Annotated in this window: 16 protein-coding genes and 1 pseudogene; 5 read left to right on the top strand and 12 right to left on the bottom strand. The window is 46.7% G+C overall.

Features of this window, described 5'->3' with window-relative positions; all coding sequences use genetic code 11:
* Positions 1–37: 37 nt before the first annotated feature.
* The 6 genes from J4N39_RS08355 to J4N39_RS08330 form a co-directional block, all read right to left on the bottom strand.
* On the bottom strand, positions 38–1,141 hold the full coding sequence (locus J4N39_RS08355) for a phosphoribosylaminoimidazolesuccinocarboxamide synthase (protein ID WP_252017982.1): 1,104 nt from the start codon (positions 1,139–1,141) through the stop codon (positions 38–40).
* Between the two features lie 206 nt (positions 1,142–1,347).
* The gene (locus J4N39_RS08350) at positions 1,348–1,785 is read right to left on the bottom strand and encodes a SulA-like leucine-rich domain-containing protein (protein ID WP_252017980.1); all 438 of its coding nucleotides are present in this window, start codon (positions 1,783–1,785) and stop codon (positions 1,348–1,350) included.
* A 261-nt stretch (positions 1,786–2,046) separates the two neighbouring features.
* The gene (locus tag J4N39_RS08345; RefSeq protein WP_252017978.1) at positions 2,047–2,235 is read right to left on the bottom strand and encodes a hypothetical protein; all 189 of its coding nucleotides are present in this window, start codon (positions 2,233–2,235) and stop codon (positions 2,047–2,049) included.
* Positions 2,236–2,354: 119 nt separating this feature from the next.
* On the bottom strand, positions 2,355–3,419 hold the full coding sequence (locus J4N39_RS08340) for a DnaJ domain-containing protein (RefSeq protein ID WP_252017976.1): 1,065 nt from the start codon (positions 3,417–3,419) through the stop codon (positions 2,355–2,357).
* Positions 3,420–3,514: 95 nt separating this feature from the next.
* The gene (locus J4N39_RS08335; RefSeq protein ID WP_252017974.1) at positions 3,515–4,198 is read right to left on the bottom strand and encodes a DUF2786 domain-containing protein; all 684 of its coding nucleotides are present in this window, start codon (positions 4,196–4,198) and stop codon (positions 3,515–3,517) included.
* Positions 4,199–4,330: 132 nt separating this feature from the next.
* Positions 4,331–5,008 (bottom strand): DUF3334 family protein, encoded by a 678-nt coding sequence (locus J4N39_RS08330; protein ID WP_252017972.1) that lies wholly within the window; start codon positions 5,006–5,008, stop codon positions 4,331–4,333.
* A 225-nt stretch (positions 5,009–5,233) separates the two neighbouring features.
* Between J4N39_RS08330 and ydiJ the strand changes: the two genes are divergently transcribed.
* From ydiJ to J4N39_RS08315, 3 genes are all read left to right on the top strand, one after another.
* Complete coding sequence (gene ydiJ, locus J4N39_RS08325) at positions 5,234–8,263, top strand: D-2-hydroxyglutarate dehydrogenase YdiJ (protein ID WP_252017970.1); 3,030 nt, start codon at positions 5,234–5,236, stop codon at positions 8,261–8,263.
* A gap of 140 nt (positions 8,264–8,403) precedes the next feature.
* Positions 8,404–8,958, top strand: coding sequence for a GNAT family N-acetyltransferase (locus tag J4N39_RS08320; protein WP_252017968.1), 555 nt, complete (start codon positions 8,404–8,406; stop codon positions 8,956–8,958).
* Positions 8,940–9,386, top strand: coding sequence for a methyltransferase family protein (locus J4N39_RS08315; protein WP_252017966.1), 447 nt, complete (start codon positions 8,940–8,942; stop codon positions 9,384–9,386). Before J4N39_RS08320 ends, J4N39_RS08315 begins: the two co-directional genes overlap by 19 nt.
* Before the next feature lie 54 nt (positions 9,387–9,440).
* Here J4N39_RS08315 and J4N39_RS08310 read toward each other — a convergent pair whose 3' ends face one another.
* From J4N39_RS08310 to hutC, 6 genes and pseudogenes are all read right to left on the bottom strand, one after another.
* The gene (locus J4N39_RS08310; RefSeq protein WP_252023677.1) at positions 9,441–10,166 is read right to left on the bottom strand and encodes a DUF3581 domain-containing protein; all 726 of its coding nucleotides are present in this window, start codon (positions 10,164–10,166) and stop codon (positions 9,441–9,443) included.
* Positions 10,167–10,326: 160 nt separating this feature from the next.
* The gene (hutH, locus tag J4N39_RS08305) at positions 10,327–11,859 is read right to left on the bottom strand and encodes a histidine ammonia-lyase (RefSeq protein WP_252017964.1); all 1,533 of its coding nucleotides are present in this window, start codon (positions 11,857–11,859) and stop codon (positions 10,327–10,329) included.
* Between the two features lie 14 nt (positions 11,860–11,873).
* Positions 11,874–13,562 (bottom strand): urocanate hydratase, encoded by a 1,689-nt coding sequence (gene hutU, locus J4N39_RS08300; RefSeq protein ID WP_252017962.1) that lies wholly within the window; start codon positions 13,560–13,562, stop codon positions 11,874–11,876.
* A 17-nt stretch (positions 13,563–13,579) separates the two neighbouring features.
* Complete coding sequence (hutG, locus tag J4N39_RS08295) at positions 13,580–14,569, bottom strand: formimidoylglutamase (RefSeq protein ID WP_252017960.1); 990 nt, start codon at positions 14,567–14,569, stop codon at positions 13,580–13,582.
* Positions 14,559–15,741: pseudogene (gene hutI / locus J4N39_RS08290) on the bottom strand (imidazolonepropionase). Before hutI ends, hutG begins: the two are co-directional and overlap by 11 nt.
* Before the next feature lie 105 nt (positions 15,742–15,846).
* The gene (hutC, locus tag J4N39_RS08285) at positions 15,847–16,554 is read right to left on the bottom strand and encodes a histidine utilization transcriptional repressor HutC (protein ID WP_252017958.1); all 708 of its coding nucleotides are present in this window, start codon (positions 16,552–16,554) and stop codon (positions 15,847–15,849) included.
* A gap of 281 nt (positions 16,555–16,835) precedes the next feature.
* Here hutC and thrS point away from each other — a divergent pair, with 281 nt between their 5' ends.
* Both thrS and infC read left to right on the top strand, forming a co-directional pair.
* Positions 16,836–18,764 carry a threonine--tRNA ligase gene (gene thrS / locus J4N39_RS08280; protein ID WP_252017956.1) on the top strand — a complete coding sequence of 643 codons (1,929 nt, stop codon included), beginning with the start codon at positions 16,836–16,838 and terminating at the stop codon, positions 18,762–18,764.
* Between the two features lie 3 nt (positions 18,765–18,767).
* Positions 18,768–19,319, top strand: coding sequence for a translation initiation factor IF-3 (infC, locus tag J4N39_RS08275; protein WP_252023675.1), 552 nt, complete (start codon positions 18,768–18,770; stop codon positions 19,317–19,319).
* The last annotated feature ends 49 nt before the right edge of the window (positions 19,320–19,368 follow it).

Raw genomic sequence — 19,368 nt, 5'->3', positions numbered from 1 at the left:
CGCCTCCTTTTTTAATGTCAACACGCCCTAACTCACGTTAGTCAATCAATCCGTAATCACGCTTCAAGATCTCGATGATCTCTGCTTTCGGGTTGGCGCTCAGTTCAATTTTCGCACCCGTCACTTTTTCAGCGATGTTTAGGTAAGTTTTAGAAACCTGCATCAGTGCCGATTCTGGCAACTCATTGTTGCGAGCAAGTGCCTCACGCTCATCCATACGCTCTTTATTAAGCAGAATGTCTGGATCAGGGAAGTGGTTTAGTAGGAACTGACGGAAACCTTCTTTCGAGTTTTCAACGATATTACCGTTTTGGTATTCGTCTTTATCCCACATACGTGATGAATCAGGAGTGCCCACTTCATCCATGTAGATAAGTTTCTCGTTGCCTTTTGCGTCGTTGACATAACCAAACTCAAACTTGGTGTCGACAAACATTTGGCCAACTTTGTCCAGCGCTTCGCTGATCACGCCAAAGCCTTCTTTGAGTAGTTTCTCATACAGATCGATGTCTGACGCTTTAGTGAAGTTGAATGCTGCAAAATTGTCTTCGATGTTGCGACGAGTGATGTTCACGTCGTCAGCCTCTGGTACACCAGGGATGCCTTTAAGGATACCTTTGGTAGAAGGGGTAATAAGCATCTCAGGCAACATCTTGTCTTTTTCAAGACCTTCAGGCATTTCGATACCACAGAATTCACGCTCGCCTTTCTCATACGAACGCCACATAGATCCAGTGATGTACTGACGACAAATCGCTTCGATCATCACAGGTTTAGCTTTTTGAACGATCCATACAAATGGGTGTGGAATATCTAGGATGTGGCTGTCAGCAAGACCGCTGTCTTTAAACAACTTGAACCAGTGGTTAGAAATGGCATTTAGCGCAGCGCCTTTACCCGGAACACCTTTAAGACCACCTTCACCGTGCCAGATGCAATCAAATGCTGAGATTCGGTCACTGATGACCATAATTGCAAGCGGTGCATCTTCAGCTACATCATAGCCTTTCTCTTGGATCAGGCGACGGCTATCTTCTTCAGTTAGCCAGTAGACGGAGCGTACTTTGCCGCTATGAACAGGTTTATTGGTACGGATTGGCAGGTCATCGTTGACTGCTAGAACTTGATCAGCAAGGCTCATCGCAACATTCCTATGATATATAAACGTCAGATCAGACAAGCGCTCCCTTCAAACCAAGACCTAATGCTAAAGCTCGAAGAGGGCGCAGGGAATGCAGCGCATGATACCAGAACTAAATTAGTCTTCCAGAGAAAAAGCAAACGTTTGCTATGAGTGGTTTCTATTTCACCAATTATCGCCTGAGGTATTGGCTAAACTGAACTCACTTAGTGGTATTGCGAGTAGCTAGGGACGAGTTTGAGTTCATCTGCAAAGTACAGCTCACACCCTAGTTGATTGGCACGCTGCTTCAGGTGGCGTTTGTCGATCAGTGAGAACCGTTCGCTCGCAACCACGGCACTTGCATTGCCAGATTGCAGTGCCTTAATGATCACTTCTTTCTCAGTGAGATGACGAGAGGGCATTAAGTGAATAAGGCGAGAGGTCGTAAATCGAGCGTACTTAGCCCAACCTTGTTTAGGGCGCTGACACTGAGCAGTGAAATAGATCCACTTAGATTTGTGCGAAAGTCGAGCAAGGTGATTGACTAGAGTCTCGCTATTGTGACTAGGCTGTTGAGCCGCAGGCATGCGTTGTTCAAGCGAAGCTAGGTTCGCTGATTGATAGGTTGACTGAGTTGCTGTGCTTTCGACTTTCGAGTACATAGTTACTGTTCCTTTATACATACTGTATAAGTAAACAGTATATCCAGATTGGACATTTTGCAAGCAGAAGTATTAATAAATATTGGTTTTTTATACAGTGTTGTTGGTTAATTCATTGTTTTTAAATGATATTCTTGTTTTGAGTGTATTCTAGGAAACATGACCTGTTTCACATCAAAAAGAGTGTATATGGCGCTTAAATGACAAAACCCCTGTATAGAGCGCTATCTATACAGGGGTTTTATACAGTAATTCTGGTGACTATTTCATACTGGCTGATTGTTCTTGTTGTCTTTGCTCGAGTTCGGCTTGGTTGAACATTCTGACATCGAGTTTGGCTAGGTCATTACAGTGATGGCAAGAACAGTGTGATTTGCCATCAACATACTGATGGCGGGTTAACATGCCTGGTTGTTTACACCAGTCACAAATCCCTTCAATGGTATACATAGAGATGAGTCTCCTCGGACTTTTATTATTTTACTGCTACGCAGCTTATTATCACCAATGACATAAGAAAGAATGCATTGGATTCAGTCCAACTATATTACACTGCCAAAAGTGCAATGTTAATTATTTGTTACGGATTTTTTGCGTTGTGCGACCACGATCTTTAATGCGGCATTGAGTTTCTTCATATCTTCTTGGCTGCCATTGGTATCTGGGTGGTAAACACGGCTCAGTTTTTTGTAACGCTGCTTGATCACATCATCGGTAGGCAGCTTATTCGGATTGAAACCAAGAAAGGCACAAGCCAAAGCGATACTCTGGTTTTGCTGGTCATTTTTGAACTTTTGGATCTGCACATTTTGGCTTAAAAGCTGTTTGTGGGCTTTTTCTAGCTCTTTGCGCAGTTTGGTTGCATCGCCTTGTGCTTTAGCCATGGCTTGCTGCTGTTTCTCACCCTGTTTGTTCTTGGATCTTTTTAAAGCGGCGATGAGAGTTATTAATACCAGCAGTGCAGCAATCGCTCCGAGAGCATATGGTAGATAGGGGTGGTTAAGATACGTTTGCCAATTGAGGACCTGTGGTTGAGCAGGCACTGGAGGAGCTTGCGGGTCTTCCAAGCGGCTTTGCTCAGATTCAAAGTTGGTGTCTAGCTGTTTAAACTGACCTAACTGTTCGGCGCGGCGGGCGTTAAACAGAAGCTCTTGAACACGATAGAGTGCATCTTGTGCTTGCTCACTGTTGTTTTCCTGCGCAACTTTAAACCAGGTTTGCGCCAATTTGAGATCGTTTAGCTGGCTGGTTTCTTCAAACTCATTTTCATACAGTACGCCAAGCTTGTATTGCGCTCTTGCCAACCCTTGAGTCGCTGCTTTGGTATACCAGTAAATAGCGCGATCAACATTACCTTCGATTGCGATACCACTGTCATAGGCCGAACCGAGTTTTAGCTGAGCGAGAGAGTACCCATTTTGCGCAGACAGTTTGAGCCACTCAACAGCACGCTGAGAATCCTTTGCAACACCATTGCCTGAGAAAAACGCCTGAGATAGCGAGTACTGAGCGATAGGGTCTTGTTTGTCTGCTAATGCAGTCAGCTCATCAATGGAGGCACTGATTGCGTTGAAAGAAAAACCAACACAGACGCTGAATATGAGAGGAGCGAAGATAGCTCGAAAGTTGATCACAGGATGCCTTGCTCAAAAATTACGGTTTTTCAATATTATGGGTAAAGCTTGGGCAAGGATCAAACAGATCGGGCAAATCACTTTGAAGAGGCAGTTTAACGCAGCATTTTAGGCGCTTGTGTGCCACCTACAGGTCGATTGACCGAGACACGACGGCCTTTTTTTAAGCCTACTTCGTAATCTGCAGTGATGTTCTTCATTGCTTCTTTAAGCTGTTGCTTGAAGGTTTCGCGGTCGATGTTCTTAAACTCTTTATCAATGTAGTTATTGATTTTGTTGTTTGACTCATCGTCTGGGGCTATCTCTGGCAGCTTTTCCAGCGCACCTTCTATCCAACCGGACAGGAAGGAGGCGACTCGGCGTGTCACTTCAGTGCTACTGGTGCCACTGCCTGCAAAGCTGTTACGGAACTGGCCAGTTTGCTCATTCATCTCACGATAAATGATATCAAACGCAAAAGCGGCAAAGATGGCGCGATCGGCTTCACCAATGAATTCAAGACGTTTGAGCCCTTTATGATTAAGCAGCACTGCCTCAACACCAAATTTGGTATTGATACCTCGGATGATGCGCAAGAGGTTGGAGCTGATGTTTGCTGGCAATAGATGTGTCGATTGAGTTTTCCCCATCTTGATGAACTCAATATCGTCTTTGTCGAGACCATATTTGAGCATCAAGCGATGCGCCATACGAATTGCGTTAGCGGCTTCGTTGACGTTTGCTGAGTTGCCTAGCTCGAGGCATTTTGCAATTTTCTTGAGGGCTTTCTGTTTGGACATCTGCACAGCTGATTGGTGGAAAAGTCGCATATTTTAACTTTTCTCAGCCAGAAGTAAAAGTGCTGGAGGGCAGTAAGGCTGGCGAATGCCAGCCTTATCTAGAGTTAACAGGTGCTTATATGAGCAACTATTTTATAAGCCAAGCTCATCTAACAGATCGTTAGCGATATCATCTGACGGTGGTGCGGTGTCAGTTTTGGTTTTCTTTGCTTGAGTTTCGTTGATCAAATCATCGATACAAGCATCTTCTTCTACTTCAAACTCTTCTAGTTGGATGAACTCAGTTTTATCCATGGCCAGCTCTAGGTAAAAGATGTTGTTATTGGCAGTTGAGAAGGTCACACGACGAGCCTGAGGGCGATCTAAGTTGGTATCCACCGACAGCATCACCTGCTTAGTCAACGACAGCATCTTAGGTTGGTTTTGAGTAATGTTGGTTTGCAACTCTTTACGGATCTTGTTGGTAAAGTCACCCACCAATTGGTTCATCAGTTCACCAAGTACATCGCCTACTTCATCTGATGCGTGGTGAACTGCAAGCTCATCTTCTGGCATGCCCATGTTGCGCATGTAGTTGTAGTAGATTTCTAGTGCAGCCTGCGAGGTGAAGTTAATAACAACCAGCCCAGAAAAACCGCCATCGAAAAGGACGAAACAGCCAAAATCTGGTTTGAGGCAGGTCTTATTGATTTTCTGCACCATGGCAGAGTAGGTGATTTGAGAGCCGGTGGCTGAAGTGAGTACGCCAGAAACTGACTGGCAAAGTTTGAGAAGTATATCTTCCGTAGTGACAACTTTATTTTTTTTCATAATGTCCAACGCTTTAGTAGAAACACAATCAAGCATACCTTTGATTGTGGACTATAAATGCAAAAAAGTAATTAATGGTTGCAGTGTGATTGCACGTAAGCGTTTTTATCAAGCGGTAAAATGTTGTAAAGTGACGAAAATCAAAAAATATAACCACTTATTTTCTCCCAAGGTATGGATACACCATTAAGTAAAATTAATGGCTTAGGGAGCGCAGGAAGCATAATGTTACCAAGAATTTCTCATCAACCAGAAGTCGATGCACTGGTACGTTCTTTTCTTGAAGAACTCGACGCACAAGGTTTTAAAGGCGATATCGAACTGAGCTACGCCAGCCGTTTGGCCGTGGCTACTGATAACAGTGTATATCAACAGCTGCCTCAAGCGGTGGTATTGCCTAAAGACACCGCCGATGTGCAATTGATCGGCAAACTCTCTTACCAAGAAAAATATGAACGCGTTGCTTTCTCTCCAAGAGGTGGGGGCACGGGAACCAATGGTCAATCACTGACTCAAGGTATCGTGGTCGACCTTTCCCGTCATATGAACAAGGTGCTAGAAATCAACCCAGAAGAGGGTTGGGTGCGCGTTCAAACCGGTATTGTGAAAGATCAGCTCAATGATGCCGTGCGCAGTCATGGCTTTTTCTTTTCTCCAGATCTGTCGACCAGTAACCGTGCCACCCTTGGCGGTATGATTAACACCGATGCATCGGGCCAAGGCTCGCTTCAATACGGAAAAACCTCGGATCACGTATTATCGCTACAAGCGGTATTCGCCGATGGCTCAGTGTTGGAGTCGGATATGTCTCATGGTGAGCCAGAAGAGGGAGAGCAAGCGCATACCGCATGGCAGGTGACCGAGCAAGTTGTTCGCGATAACCGCCAGAAAATTTTAGACAAGTTCCCACCGCTCAACCGCTTCTTAACTGGCTACGATCTAAAAAATGCGCTGGATGAACAGCAGCAGTTTAATCTGACCCGCGTGCTTTGTGGTGCTGAAGGCTCGCTTGCATTTATTACCGAAGCAAAGCTTAACCTGACCCCAATCCCTAAGAAGCGTATTTTGGTGACGGTTAAGTATGACTCGTTTGACGCAGCGCTTCGCAACGCACCGTTCATGGTTGAGGCGAATGCACTGTCGGTTGAAACTGTAGACTCAAAGGTACTTAACCTTGCCAAGCAGGATATTGTTTGGCATACCGTCTCTGATCTGATTACCGATGTGCCAGACAAAGAGCTAGAAGGCATTAACATCGTGGAGTTTGCAGGGCCCGATCCTGAGTTGGTGCGTGAACGGGCACAGCAGCTGATCACTAAACTTGAAACCATGGTGGCAAAAAACCAAGCGGGGATTATCGGCTATCAAAGCTGTGATGACTTAGCGAGCATCGGCAAAATTTACAATATGCGTAAAAAAGCCGTAGGTTTGTTGGGCGCTGCTAAAGGTCGAGCTAAGCCAATTGCTTTTGCTGAAGATACCTGTGTGCCACCAGAAAATTTGGCGGATTTTATTGTTGAATTCCGTCAGTTATTGGATAGCTACGAGCTGCAATACGGCATGTTTGGTCACGTGGACTCGGGGGTCTTGCACGTTCGCCCAGCACTGGATTTGTGCGACCCACACCAAGAGAGCTTGATGCACCAAATCTCTGACCAAGTGGTAGCTCTGGTCGCTAAGTATGGTGGTTTGATGTGGGGCGAACATGGTAAAGGTTTCCGCTCTGAGTATGGCCCAGAATTCTTTGGTGAAGAGCTGTTTACTGAGCTTCGCCGCGTGAAAGGGGCATTTGATCCGCACAACAAGATGAACCCAGGTAAGATTTGTACTCCACTGGAGAGCAACGCAGAGCTGGTGAAGGTTTCTGATACCAAACGTGGCTACTACGACCGCCAGATAGACGTGCAAGTACGTGATAGCTTTAAGCAAGCCATGGAGTGTAATGGTAACGGCTTGTGTTTTAACTATGACACCAGCTCACCTATGTGTCCTTCGATGAAAGTGATGGCGGATAGACGCCATTCACCGAAAGGGCGTGCAGGGTTAGTAAGAGAGTGGCTACGTCAGTTAACCGACCAAGGTGCAGATGTACTCGATCTTGAAAAGCAGACCTTAACTGGCAGCGTTTCAATTCGTGATTTGCTTGAGCGTGTGCGTAACACCCTAAATAAACGCCATGAATACGACTTCTCGCACGAAGTTTATGAAGCGATGAACGGCTGTTTGGCGTGTAAGGCGTGTGCGAGCCAGTGTCCAATCAAGGTGGATGTACCGAGCTTCCGTTCGCGCTTTTTGAACCTTTATTACAGCCGTTACCAACGCCCAGCGAAAGATTACTTGGTAGCAAACATTGAAACCATGCTGCCGCTAATGGCGAAAGCGCCGACCTTAGTTAATGGGGTGCTCAAGCAGTCTTGGGTGCAGTCGTTGACGGCGAAAACCATAGGTTATGTTGATGCGCCGCTATTGAGTGTGCCTGTGCTTGAAAAGCGTGTGAGTACTGACACTCAGTTTGACCTGAAAAAGCTTAACAGTCTGTCTGAACAGGAAAAAGCGCAACACGTACTGATTGTTCAAGACCCGTTCACCAGCTATTACGATGCCCAAGTGGTTGAAGATATGGTGAGCTTGGTGAAAAAACTTGGACTGCAACCAATCTTGTTGCCATTCAAACCCAATGGTAAAGCCCAGCACATCAAAGGCTTCCTAAAGCAGTTCACCGATACCGCAAAGAGCACGTCAGAGTTTTTGGCCATGCTAGCGGATACTGGCATTCCACTTGTTGGTGTCGACCCTGCGCTAGTACTTTGTTATCGCGATGAGTACGCAGAGATCTTGCAAGAAAAACGTGGCAACTTTGACGTGTTGACTGTGCATGAATGGCTGCTACCACGTTTAGAACAGTGGCAAGCGGCTGAATCTGTCGATGATAAGCCTTGGCACCTGTTTGCTCACTGTACCGAGAAGACAAAGCTGCCAAACGCTGAGAAAGAGTGGTCTACCATTTTTAGTCACTTTGGCGCAAAACTCCAGCCGATGGCTGTTGGCTGTTGTGGTATGGCAGGCACGTTTGGCCATGAAGTGGACAAGCTAGAGATATCTCAAGATGTCTACGGATTGAGTTGGAAACCTCGTTTGACTGAGCTGGATAAACAACGCTGCGTGATCACAGGCTATTCTTGTCGAAGCCAAGTGAAACGCTTTGAAGGGGTGAGTTTGAAACACCCGCTGCAAGCCTTGTTGAGCTACGTATGAATTGAGCGCCCATAACGGGCGCTTTTTTTGTGGTTCAGATCAATAAATAGTCGATTTTTTGTGCGTATTAATTGAACGATCACTGGGTGTGATCCAAAATCACTGCACAAAAATTAATCGAATTTATTTGATGTTGGCTTATGCAAGATAATTTATATAAGTTCCCTGTGCTGTGTCACAGTGACGGTGAGGCACTGCTGCGCTTTGAGCAGCGTAATCGTCTTTGGTTCGAAGAGTTTGTCGAGCAGCGACCTGAGGGTTTTTACTGCATGACGGGCATTAGCAACCATATCCGACAGTGTTTGCACCAGTATCATGAATTAACCATGCTTCCTACCTTGATCAAAAATGGTCGTGGCGAGATTTTAGGCCGCGCCAATCTGCATCGTATTGATTTGACTGAAGGCGAAGCTTGGGTTGGCTACCGAGTGAGCGAAAAAGCGGCTGGTCAGGGACTTGCTACACGTGCGACCAGTCAGTTGATCAATTATGCTCGTACATTCCCCGGGCTTAAGCGTTTGAAGGCTTATGCTGCGGTACAAAACGTTGCCTCTCAACGAGTACTACTCAATAACAATTTCACCATGATTGGCAAAGTGGGTGTCTCTGAGAAACTTTCAGGTGCGATGCTTGATTGCTATGAGTATCAACTCGATATCCAAGGGTTTAATACCGCTTGTCGTTTCTTGAACTAAAAGTTCCTCCGGTCATTCTATTTATCGTTGCGCTGCTGCTGATTTGGTGGAGCGCATCGGTGCCACCAAGCTTTCTATCGACACTTGTTTCCCTTGTGATCTGGTTTGTTGCCGCATGGTTAGGCTTTTCCGGTGTACGTGAGTTCCGCCGTCATCAAACGACAGTCAACCCTCACCGTCCAGAGCAAGCAGCCACTGTGGTTCGTACTGGGGTATTTGCCCGCACCAGAAACCCGATGTATTTGGCACTCGTATTGGGACAGGTCGCAACCAGTATCTACTACGTGAATTTTTATGGCGTGGTGATCATTGCGGGATTTGTTTGGTATATGAATCGCTATCAGATCCGAGCGGAAGAGCGTGCGTTAGAGAAGCTGTATGGTGATGAGTACCGCACTTATTGTGAGTCGGTGAGAAGGTGGGTATAGATTGGATATAAAAAAGCCCCAACACAGGGTTGAGGCCGTTTAGTCATTCTTGCTTTATGCTGCAACTGCGTGCTCTGCGAGGAAAGCATCTTTACGTGAGTTGAAACGCTCAACCAGATCGTCAACAGCAGATTTCTCGTAAGGTTTCAGACCAGAGGCAACCATTCGCTTGCTTCCTTTGCCGACAACAATGCCATTGTCGATGAAGTCGAAGTTCATGGTCACTAGGCCGCGCTTACCTTCAATTTCAAACGTTGCACCTGCGAATTTAACTTCTGGCTTTTTCAGCTCTAGCGTATCAAATTCAACTTCCATGCTCTCGTAGATCACCAATGGGCGTTGGCAGTTGATCATCATCTGCTTCTCTTCCATCAGTGGCACCATGATGTGCGGGAAGTTCATGCCAGAGAACTGAACGTAAGATTTCACCATGTGCTCGATGAACTCAGGGTCTTTATTAACTGCGCCTTCGTGATGCATGTGCAGGTATTCTTTGCCTGCTTGGTCGATAAGTGCGCTTTCAGTGCCATGTTTTTCTTCAAACGACAGCTCAACACCGTCTGTCACCATACCTGAGAAGTCAAAACGCATCTTCTGGCTAACGCCTTCTTGGTGAAGCAGCACTGCGAACAGTAGGTCACCCGGTACACAGAAGCGCTTGTTATCTTCATCGTGGATTGGGTTGTAGTCACCAGCAACTTTTTTAGCAAAGTGGCTAGCCTGTTGGCGAGAGAACTGAATCTTGTCGTTTTGAGTTGTAAAGTAAGGTGTTAGAAACATAATCACTGAGTCATCTAAAAATCTGCGGTGATTATATCCGACTATTCAGTTTTAATGGTCTAACCATTGAGAATTTTGCTAAATATTCACTTTGGATAGGCGTTTATTGGGACATATATAAAAAAAAGCCCCAAAATATCGGGGCTGTTTGGATCGTAAGTTAAATACTTGGCAATAATTCATTAGGCATCAATGAATTGTGTTTCGCCTGTTTAAGCACATTATTGGCTTTTTCGATATCTGGGGCAAAGTAGCGGTCTTTATCATAAAACGGCACTTCTTCTCGTAGTAATTGTTTGGCAATTTCTACCCGTATTGACGATTTATTCGGCGCTCGGAAATCTAGCCCTTGTACCCCAGCTAAATATTCTACAGCTAAGATCCCACGGGTATTTTCTGCCATGTCTCTTAATCTCCGGCCAGCAAATGTCGCCATAGAAACGTGGTCTTCTTGGTTGGCAGAGGTTGGCAAGCTATCGATAGACGCTGGATGGGCGAGCGTTTTGTTCTCACTTGCCAGCGCCGCTGAGGTGACTTGAGCAATCATAAAGCCAGAGTTTACCCCTCCGTTGTCAACCAAAAATGGTGGCAGTTTGCTCAATGCGCTGTCGATAAGTAACGCCATACGTCGCTCGGACAGACTGCCAATTTCTGCAATTGCCAGTGCTAGGGTATCGGCGGCCATGGCAACGGGTTCTGCGTGAAAGTTACCACCCGAGATAATATCGTCTTGTTCAGCAAAGACTAATGGGTTATCAGACACCGAGTTCGCTTCAACCAGTAGTGTTTTGGCAGCATTGCGGATCTGTTCCAAACAAGCACCCATGACTTGAGGTTGGCAACGAAGTGAGTATGGATCTTGGACTTTTTCGCAGCCTGCATGCGAATTTCCGATTTCACTGCTGTCATCGAGCATATGCCTGTAGGCAAGGGCGGCATCGATTTGAGTTTGGTGACCTCGCACTTGGTGAATTCGCTCGTCAAATGGACGTCGACTACCAAGCGCTGCCTCTACGGAGATAGCGCCGCAAACTGTTGCTGATGAGTATAGGTCTTCTGCGTTAAATAACCCTTCTAGCGCAAATGCAGTAGAGGCCTGTGTGCCGTTAAGCAGCGCTAGCCCTTCTTTAGGCGCAAGGGTGATTGACTGAAGCCCGGCAATCTGCAGCGCCTCTTGACCAGAGATCACTTTGCCATTGTGTCTCGCTTGGCCTTCACCCAGTAATACTGTGCTCATGTGCGCCAGTGGTGCAAGGTCACCTGATGCGCCCACGGAGCCTTTTTCTGGTACGCAAGGGTAGACTTGGCTATTTACAAGCTCAATCAGTGCCTGAATCACTTCCAAGCGGATCCCTGAGTAGCCACGGGCAAGCGAGTTGATTTTCAACACCATCATGAGACGAACGGTTTCATCCGCCATAAAAGTGCCAATGCCTGCGGCATGCGAAAGCACAATGCTTTTTTGCAGAACTTCGAGATCTTCAGGGGCAATACGAGTGTTGGCGAGTAGACCAAAACCTGTATTGATGCCGTAAACGGTTCGGTCTTCTTTGATCACTCGCTCAACCGCTTGTGTGCTGAGGTTTATTGCATCGTGTGCACTTTCATCGAGTGACAAATTCACAGGGGTTCGGCTGATTTGACGTAGCTGACTGAGCGTAAGTTGTCCCGGCTGTAATTTAAGATTTAGCATGTCTGATACTTCCTTCATACTTTGCTCGAAGTGATCATTGGCAGGTCTAGTTGCTGCTCTTTGGCGCAGTTGATGGCAATGTCATAGCCCGCATCCGCATGGCGCATGACGCCAGTTGCTGGGTCATTTCTTAATACCCGAGCGATGCGTTGGTGTGCATCCTCACTGCCGTCACAACAAATCACCATGCCAGAGTGTTGCGAGAATCCCATGCCAACACCACCTCCATGATGGAGTGACACCCATGTTGCCCCGCAGGAAGTATTGAGTAGTGCATTCAGTAGTGGCCAATCAGAAACCGCATCTGAGCCATCGATCATGCCTTCTGTTTCACGATTTGGGCTGGCAACCGAGCCAGAGTCTAGGTGGTCTCGGCCGATAACAATTGGTGCTTTGAGCTCTCCGTTTTTCACCATCTCATTAAATGCCAATCCTAATCGCATTCGATCTTTGAGTCCTACCCAACAGATGCGTGCTGGCAGCCCTTGAAATTGAATACGCTCTTTTGCCATATCGAGCCAGTTGTGTAAGTGCGGGTTATCTGGGATAAGCTCTTTGACTTTTTGGTCGGTCTTGTAGATATCCTCAGGATCACCGGATAGCGCTGCCCAGCGAAATGGTCCAATACCTTCACAAAATAGGGGACGAATATAAGCAGGAACGAAGCCTGGGAAGTCAAAGGCGTTTTCAACCCCTTCCTCTAACGCCATTTGGCGGATGTTGTTACCGTAATCTAAAGTCGCAGCCCCTTTATCTTGAAGGTCAAGCATGGCTTTCACTTGCACCGCCATTGATGCCTTGGCGGCTTTCACCACGTGGGCTTCATCTTGTTGGCGCATTTGGGCAGCCTTCTCCATGCTCCAACCTTGTGGGAGGTAGCCGTTAAGAGGGTCGTGGGCGGAGGTTTGGTCCGTGACCACATCTGGGGTGATGTTTCGTTCAACCAATTCGCTAAACACATCAGCAGCGTTGCCGAGTAGCCCGACAGAGATTGGGGTGGTTGAGGATTGAATCATCGCCAGTGCTTCATCCAGGCTGGTGGCTTTTTTATCGACATAGCCCGTACGTAGGCGATAATCGATACGGCTTTCATCACACTCTACCGCCAGCATGGAGAACTCTGCCATGGTGGCGGCTAATGGTTGTGCGCCACCCATACCGCCAAGGCCACCAGTGAGAATCCACCGATCTTTCGCCACACCATCAAAGTGCTGTTTTGCCACCGCAACGAAGGTTTCGTAGGTGCCCTGAACGATGCCTTGTGAGCCAATGTATATCCAGCTGCCAGCAGTCATCTGCCCGTACATGGCTAGACCTTTTTTATCCAGCTCGTTGAAGTGCTCCCAGTTCGCCCAGTGAGGCACGATGTTAGAGTTGGCGATCAACACTCGTGGCGCATTGGTGTGGGTTTGAAACACGCCAACAGGTTTGCCAGACTGCACCAACAGGGTTTGATCGTCTTCTAGGCGTTTAAGTACTTCAACAATCTTGTCATAACACTCCCAGTTTCTCGCTGCACGACCAATGCCACCATAGACCACTAAAGCATGAGGGTGCTCGGCAACGTCGGGGTCTAAGTTATTCATTAGCATTCGTAGCGGCGCTTCTGTCATCCATGATTTTGCAGACAGCTCGCTGCCATGCGGGGCACGAATCGTACGTGACTCATCTAAACGAGAATGACTTCCTTGGTGGTGAGACATGGGAACTCCTTGTGGTTTTATCTGTTGTTTGGGTTTGATGCTGTCATCGCTCTTGCTATCTCCCAGCACAGGCGTGCGGCGAGTTTGGCGGTGTGACTGTCTTGATCAAACATTGGGTTATATTCGGCGATATCGGCGATTTTGAGTTTGTTCGCATTGGCTAAAATGGTTTTGAAATAAGGGAGTAGGCGTTCGAGACTGACGCCAAACGCTGCGGGCGCACTGACCCCCGGTGCAGTCGATGCAGGAAAGACATCGAGGTCAATGGTGAGATAGAGATAGTCACAACCATCGATAAAGCTTTGAAGTTGGTTAAGGGCTTGTTTGGGCTCGTTGTCCATCATTTGTGAGTCTTCGAGATACCAAACGTCTAGCTCATGGGCACGTTGGAACAAAGCGCGAGTGTTGCTGGCGCGACTTACCCCTAAGCAGGCGTATTTAAATGGCCAACCTCGCTTGTCGCAATCATGCTGGATCTGAAGAAAAGGGGTCCCTGAGCTTGGCTTTATTGGGAGATGTTCATCTTCGAAACAACGAAGATCAAAATGCGCATCAAAGTTAATGATGCCAATCTTAGGTGTATGATTGTTTTTAGAGAGGTGTTGCGCCAACCCTTGGTAAGAGGCCCAAGCAATCTCATGACCACCTCCGAGTAATATGACAGGAGTGTTTGATAACGCCTGTGACAGCGAGTTTGCCACTTGCTGCTGCGCAATTTCTAACTCATCGTCATGGCAATAAATGGTTCCTAGGTCGCAAATGGAAGAACTCTCATGCCAAGCCATGTCGGCAAGAGCTTTACGGATTTTGTTGGGAGCTTCCTTGGCTCCAATACGTCCCTTGTTTCTTGCGACACCAGCGTCGGTTCCAAACCCAACAATAGTGACGGTGTCACTCTCTCTTGGTGCTGTACCGACTTTATGGTGCACTCGTATGCCCATCTCTGCATCTTCGAGATCATTTCTTCCTTGCCAATGAAAGTCTTGCTCTAGTCGATTATCTTGCATGACAAATCTCTCCTTGAACTAAACGAGCTTCAAGTTGTGGCTGGCCGATTTGATAACTCAACTCGGCAGGAGTGTTGGCATTCCAAATCGCAAGATCAGCATCAAGCCCGACTTGGATACGGCCAGTATCTGGATTCCCAATCGCAACTGCGGCATTGGCAGTCACCCCTTTTAGGGCTTCTTGGGGCGTTAAACCAAACAGAGTGCAGGCCATATTCATCATCATTCGAAGATCGGTAAATGGGGAGGTGCCCGGATTGTGGTCACTCGCAACCGCCATTGGGACATTGTGCTGTCTAAGCAGCTCGATAGGAGGAAGCTGACGCTCTTTTAGGAAGTAGAATGCGCCAGGGAGCAGGGTAGCAACGGTGCCACTGCGGGCCATCGCTTCAACCCCTGACTTATCTAAGTACTCTATGTGGTCGGCAGAAAGCGCATTGTACTTGCACGCTAACTGGGTACCGCCCAGCAACGAAAGCTGCTCAGCGTGAATTTTTATCTCGAGATGATGGGCCTGTGCGGCTTGAAAGATGCGCTCGGTTTGCTCAACTGAAAAGGCAATTTTCTCACAAAATACGTCAACACTATTGGCAAGCTGTTGCTCGGCCGTGGCGATATTCTGGTGGCACTATGTGCGCTGCGAGCAAGGTGGTTGATACATTGATTTTTCGATGAGCCTGCAATGCTTTAGCGGCACGCAGCATCTTTATTTCCGACTGTGCACTTAACCCATAACCCGACTTAATCTCTATGCTAGTCACCCCCGATTGGATTAGGCCATCTAGGCGGGGAAGGGCGAGTTCAATCAGCGTATTGGTGCAGGCACCACGAGTCGCTTCAACCGTCGACAAGATCCCACCGCCTTGGCGGGTGATTTGTTCGTAACTCATTCCATTCAAGCGCTGCTCAAATTCGTTTGCGCGGCATCCTGCGTAAATCAGGTGGGTATGGCTGTCAATAAAGCCAGGGGTGACTAGCTTATTTTGGCAGTTGTAGATCTCGGTGCTGAGTGTGTTTTGTACTTGCGCTGTTTGTATTTGCCACTGAGACATGGGCAAGACACGAGAGATCTTTCCGTTTTCGATTTCAATCGCTTGGTCTTGCTGCACTTGGTAACCGCAGTCGTCATCGGCCATGGTTACGAGGTTTGCGTGAATGAGTGTCAGTGACATGGTAGTGCCTTTGTTTAAATGTATATACAAATAAATAGACAAATACAGCCAAAGGATCAAGGTGAGTGTTACAAAATTGTGATCTTTAAGACAAGAAGTCGGGGATCAAAGATCGACTTTTGATGTCAATTTATAGCGACTCGCAGGATGGTATAGCTTGGCAAAACTGACCAAATCACTGCCGCTCCATGTGCGGCGGTTGAGCAGCAAACATGGTTCAGAGTCATCGATTTGTAAGTGGTGTCGAATATCTGATTTAGCAATCAAAGCTTCTACTGTGTGCTCAAGAGCGGTGAGTGGACAATTATCAGAAAGATACTGGTGAGGAGTAATGGCAGTGAAGTCTTGCTCTAGGTAGTTTGGAGCCAGTTGGGCGTTAATCCAACGCTTCTCTAGTTGGATAGGTACGCCATCAGCAAAGTGCACGATCTGAGAAACAAACACCTGACTGCCGATCATCACGCCAAGTTTCGTTGCGATGGTTTCGTCGGCTTTGGTTTCGGCAACTTTTAGGATTTGAGCGTGATACTTTTGCTGGCGAGAAGTGACTTCAAAAGCGATGTTGGTGGTTCTAAGCAGTGGAGATTCTGCTTTATGCTGAGGTTGGCAAACAAAGGTGCCTCTTCTTGGAGTACGTTCTAGCTTTCCTGCATTGACCAAATCTCTGATGGCCTTATTTACTGTCATTCGGCTGACATCAAATTGCTTGGTGAGCTCAAGTTCTGTGGTGATTTGAGTACCCGCAGGCCATTGGCCAGATTGAATTTTCTGGTCGATGTAATCGCGAATCTGAACGTATCTTGGAGATTTCAAAGTGGTACTTCCTTGTTTGGTATAGACAAATAGTGCCGTGATATTGATAAAAATGCAAAACTCCTATTGTACGTTCATCGATTATAGGAATTAGCTCAATGAAAAAAAGAACGCACTTTGTCATGCAATCTTCTTTTGCTTTTAGTCAATTAGGTAAGTAGTATTGTGCGTTCGATGATGGTCCGGTATCCGTATTACCAATAGGCTATCGTCGTATTTCTCAACTGACATTAAATAAACACGTGTTGCTTAGTGTGCAACACCACTGTAAAGGATTAAACATGCCTATTATTACTCTTCCTGACGGCAGTCAACGTCAATTCGACAACCCAGTTTCAACGCTTGAAGTTGCTCAATCTATCGGTCCTGGTCTTGCTAAAGCAACCATCGCTGGCCGTGTAGATGGCGTGCGTGTTGACGCTTGTGACCTAATTGAAAACGATGCAAGTCTAGAAATCATCACTTCTAAAGATGAAGTAGATGGTCTTGAGATCGTTCGTCACTCTTGTGCTCACCTTCTTGGTCATGCACTTAAGCAGCTTTACCCACAAGCAAAAATGGCAATCGGTCCAACGATTGACAACGGCTTCTACTACGATATCGACTTAGACGAGTCTCTAACGCAAGAAGATCTTGAAAAGATTGAAAAGCGCATGAAAGAGCTTGCGAAAACTAAGTACCAAGTTATCAAGAAGACGGTGAGCTGGCAGGAAGCGCGCGATACCTTTGAGGGTCGTGGCGAATCTTACAAAGTGGAAATCCTTGATGAGAACGTTGCTAAAGACGATCGTCCAGGCCTATACCACCACGAAGAATACATCGACATGTGTCGTGGTCCACACGTACCACACATGGGTTTTTGTCAGCACTTCACACTGCTGAACGTTGCTGGCGCATACTGGCGTGGTAACAGCGACAACAAGATGCTGCAACGTATCTACGGTACTGCATTCCACGACAAGAAAGCTCTTAAGGCGCACCTAACTCGTCTAGAAGAAGCGGCTAAGCGTGACCACCGTAAACTTGGTAAGCAACTTGACCTGTTCCACATGCAGCAAGAAGCACCAGGTATGGTGTTCTGGCACAACCATGGCTGGACAGTATACAAAGAACTTGAAGACTTCATGCGTAAGCAGCTAGTTAAGTTTGAGTACGAAGAAGTTCGTGCACCGCTTATCCTAGATGTGAACATGTGGGAAAAATCAGGTCACTGGGACAAGTACGGTGACATGATTTTCGCAACAGAGTCAGAAAAACGTACTTACGCAGTAAAACCAATGAACTGCCCAGGCCACCTACAGATCTTTAACCAAGGTCTGAAATCATACCGTGATCTGCCATACCGTATGGCTGAGTTTGGTATGGTTCACCGTAACGAGCCATCAGGCTCTCTACACGGCCTAATGCGTGTTCGTTCATTCACTCAGGATGATGCACACGTATTCTGTACTGAAGACCAAATCCTGCAAGAAGTTTCTTCTTGTATCGAAATGGTATTTGATACTTACCGCACATTTGGCTTCGATAACATTGATATTAAACTGTCTACTCGTCCAGAGCAGCGTGTTGGTACTGATGAGATCTGGGACAAAGCGGAAGCAGCACTTGCAGAAGCACTTGATGCAAACAACCTGAAATACGAACTACAGCCGGGTGAGGGTGCGTTCTACGGTCCTAAGATCGAGTTCACTCTATACGACTGTCTAGATCGTGCATGGCAGTGTGGCACAATCCAGCTAGACTTCTCTATGCCTGGTCGTCTTGGTGCGACTTACGTGGATGAAAACAACGAACGTCAAGTTCCTGTAATGATCCACCGTGCAATTCTAGGTTCTCTTGAGCGTTTCATCGGTATTCTTATCGAAGAATACGCTGGCTTCTTCCCAACGTGGTTGTCGCCGGAACAAGCTGTTATCATGAATATTACTGACAAACAGTCTGAATATGTTCAAGAAGTAGCAGAAAAACTGCAAAAAAGTGGAATTAGAGCCAAAGCGGACTTGAGAAATGAGAAGATTGGCTTTAAAATCCGCGAACACACTTTGAAGCGTGTACCGTATATGCTTGTTTGTGGCGACCAAGAAATGGAAGCTGGCGAAATCGCAGTACGTACTCGTAAGGGCAAAGACCTAGGCAAATTTAAAGTGGATGATTTTATCTCATACATCCAAGCCGAAGTTGCAAGCCGTAAGCTCAATCTGGAGGAATAAGCTATTAAAGGCGGAAGACGTGGCCAACAACCGGCCAAGCAAAACCAGCATCGTTTAAACGGTGAAATTCGTGGCGTTCGTGAAGTTCGTCTAACAGGTGCAGATGGTGAATCTGTAGGTGTCGTTTCTATCCAAGAAGCACTAGATGCAGCTGTAGAAGCTGGTATGGATCTTGTAGAGATCAGCCCTAACGCCGAGCCACCAGTTTGTCGTGTGATGGACTATGGCAAGTTCCTCTTCGAGAAGAGCAAAGCTGCTAAAGAGCAGAAGAAGAAGCAAAAGCAGGTTCAGATTAAGGAAGTTAAATTCCGTCCTGGAACTGATATCGGAGACTATCAGGTAAAACTACGCAACCTGACGCGTTTCCTTGAAGACGGCAACAAAGTGAAGGTAACAATTCGCTTCCGTGGCCGCGAAATGGCTCACCAAGACATCGGCGTTGATGTTCTGAATCGCCTGAAAGAAGATACTGTAGATTTAGCTGTAGTAGAATCTTTCCCGAGCAGAATTGAAGGTCGCCAGATGATCATGGTATTGGCCCCTAAGAAGAAGTAATTAACGGCTTACAAGTAATCGAAACCCGCCGCCTATCTTTTTCGTAAAG

This window comes from Vibrio sp. SCSIO 43136 (assembly GCF_023716565.1).
In the GTDB taxonomy this organism is placed as follows: Bacteria; Pseudomonadota; Gammaproteobacteria; order Enterobacterales; family Vibrionaceae; genus Vibrio.
This window is presented reverse-complemented; position numbering and strand designations above follow the sequence as displayed.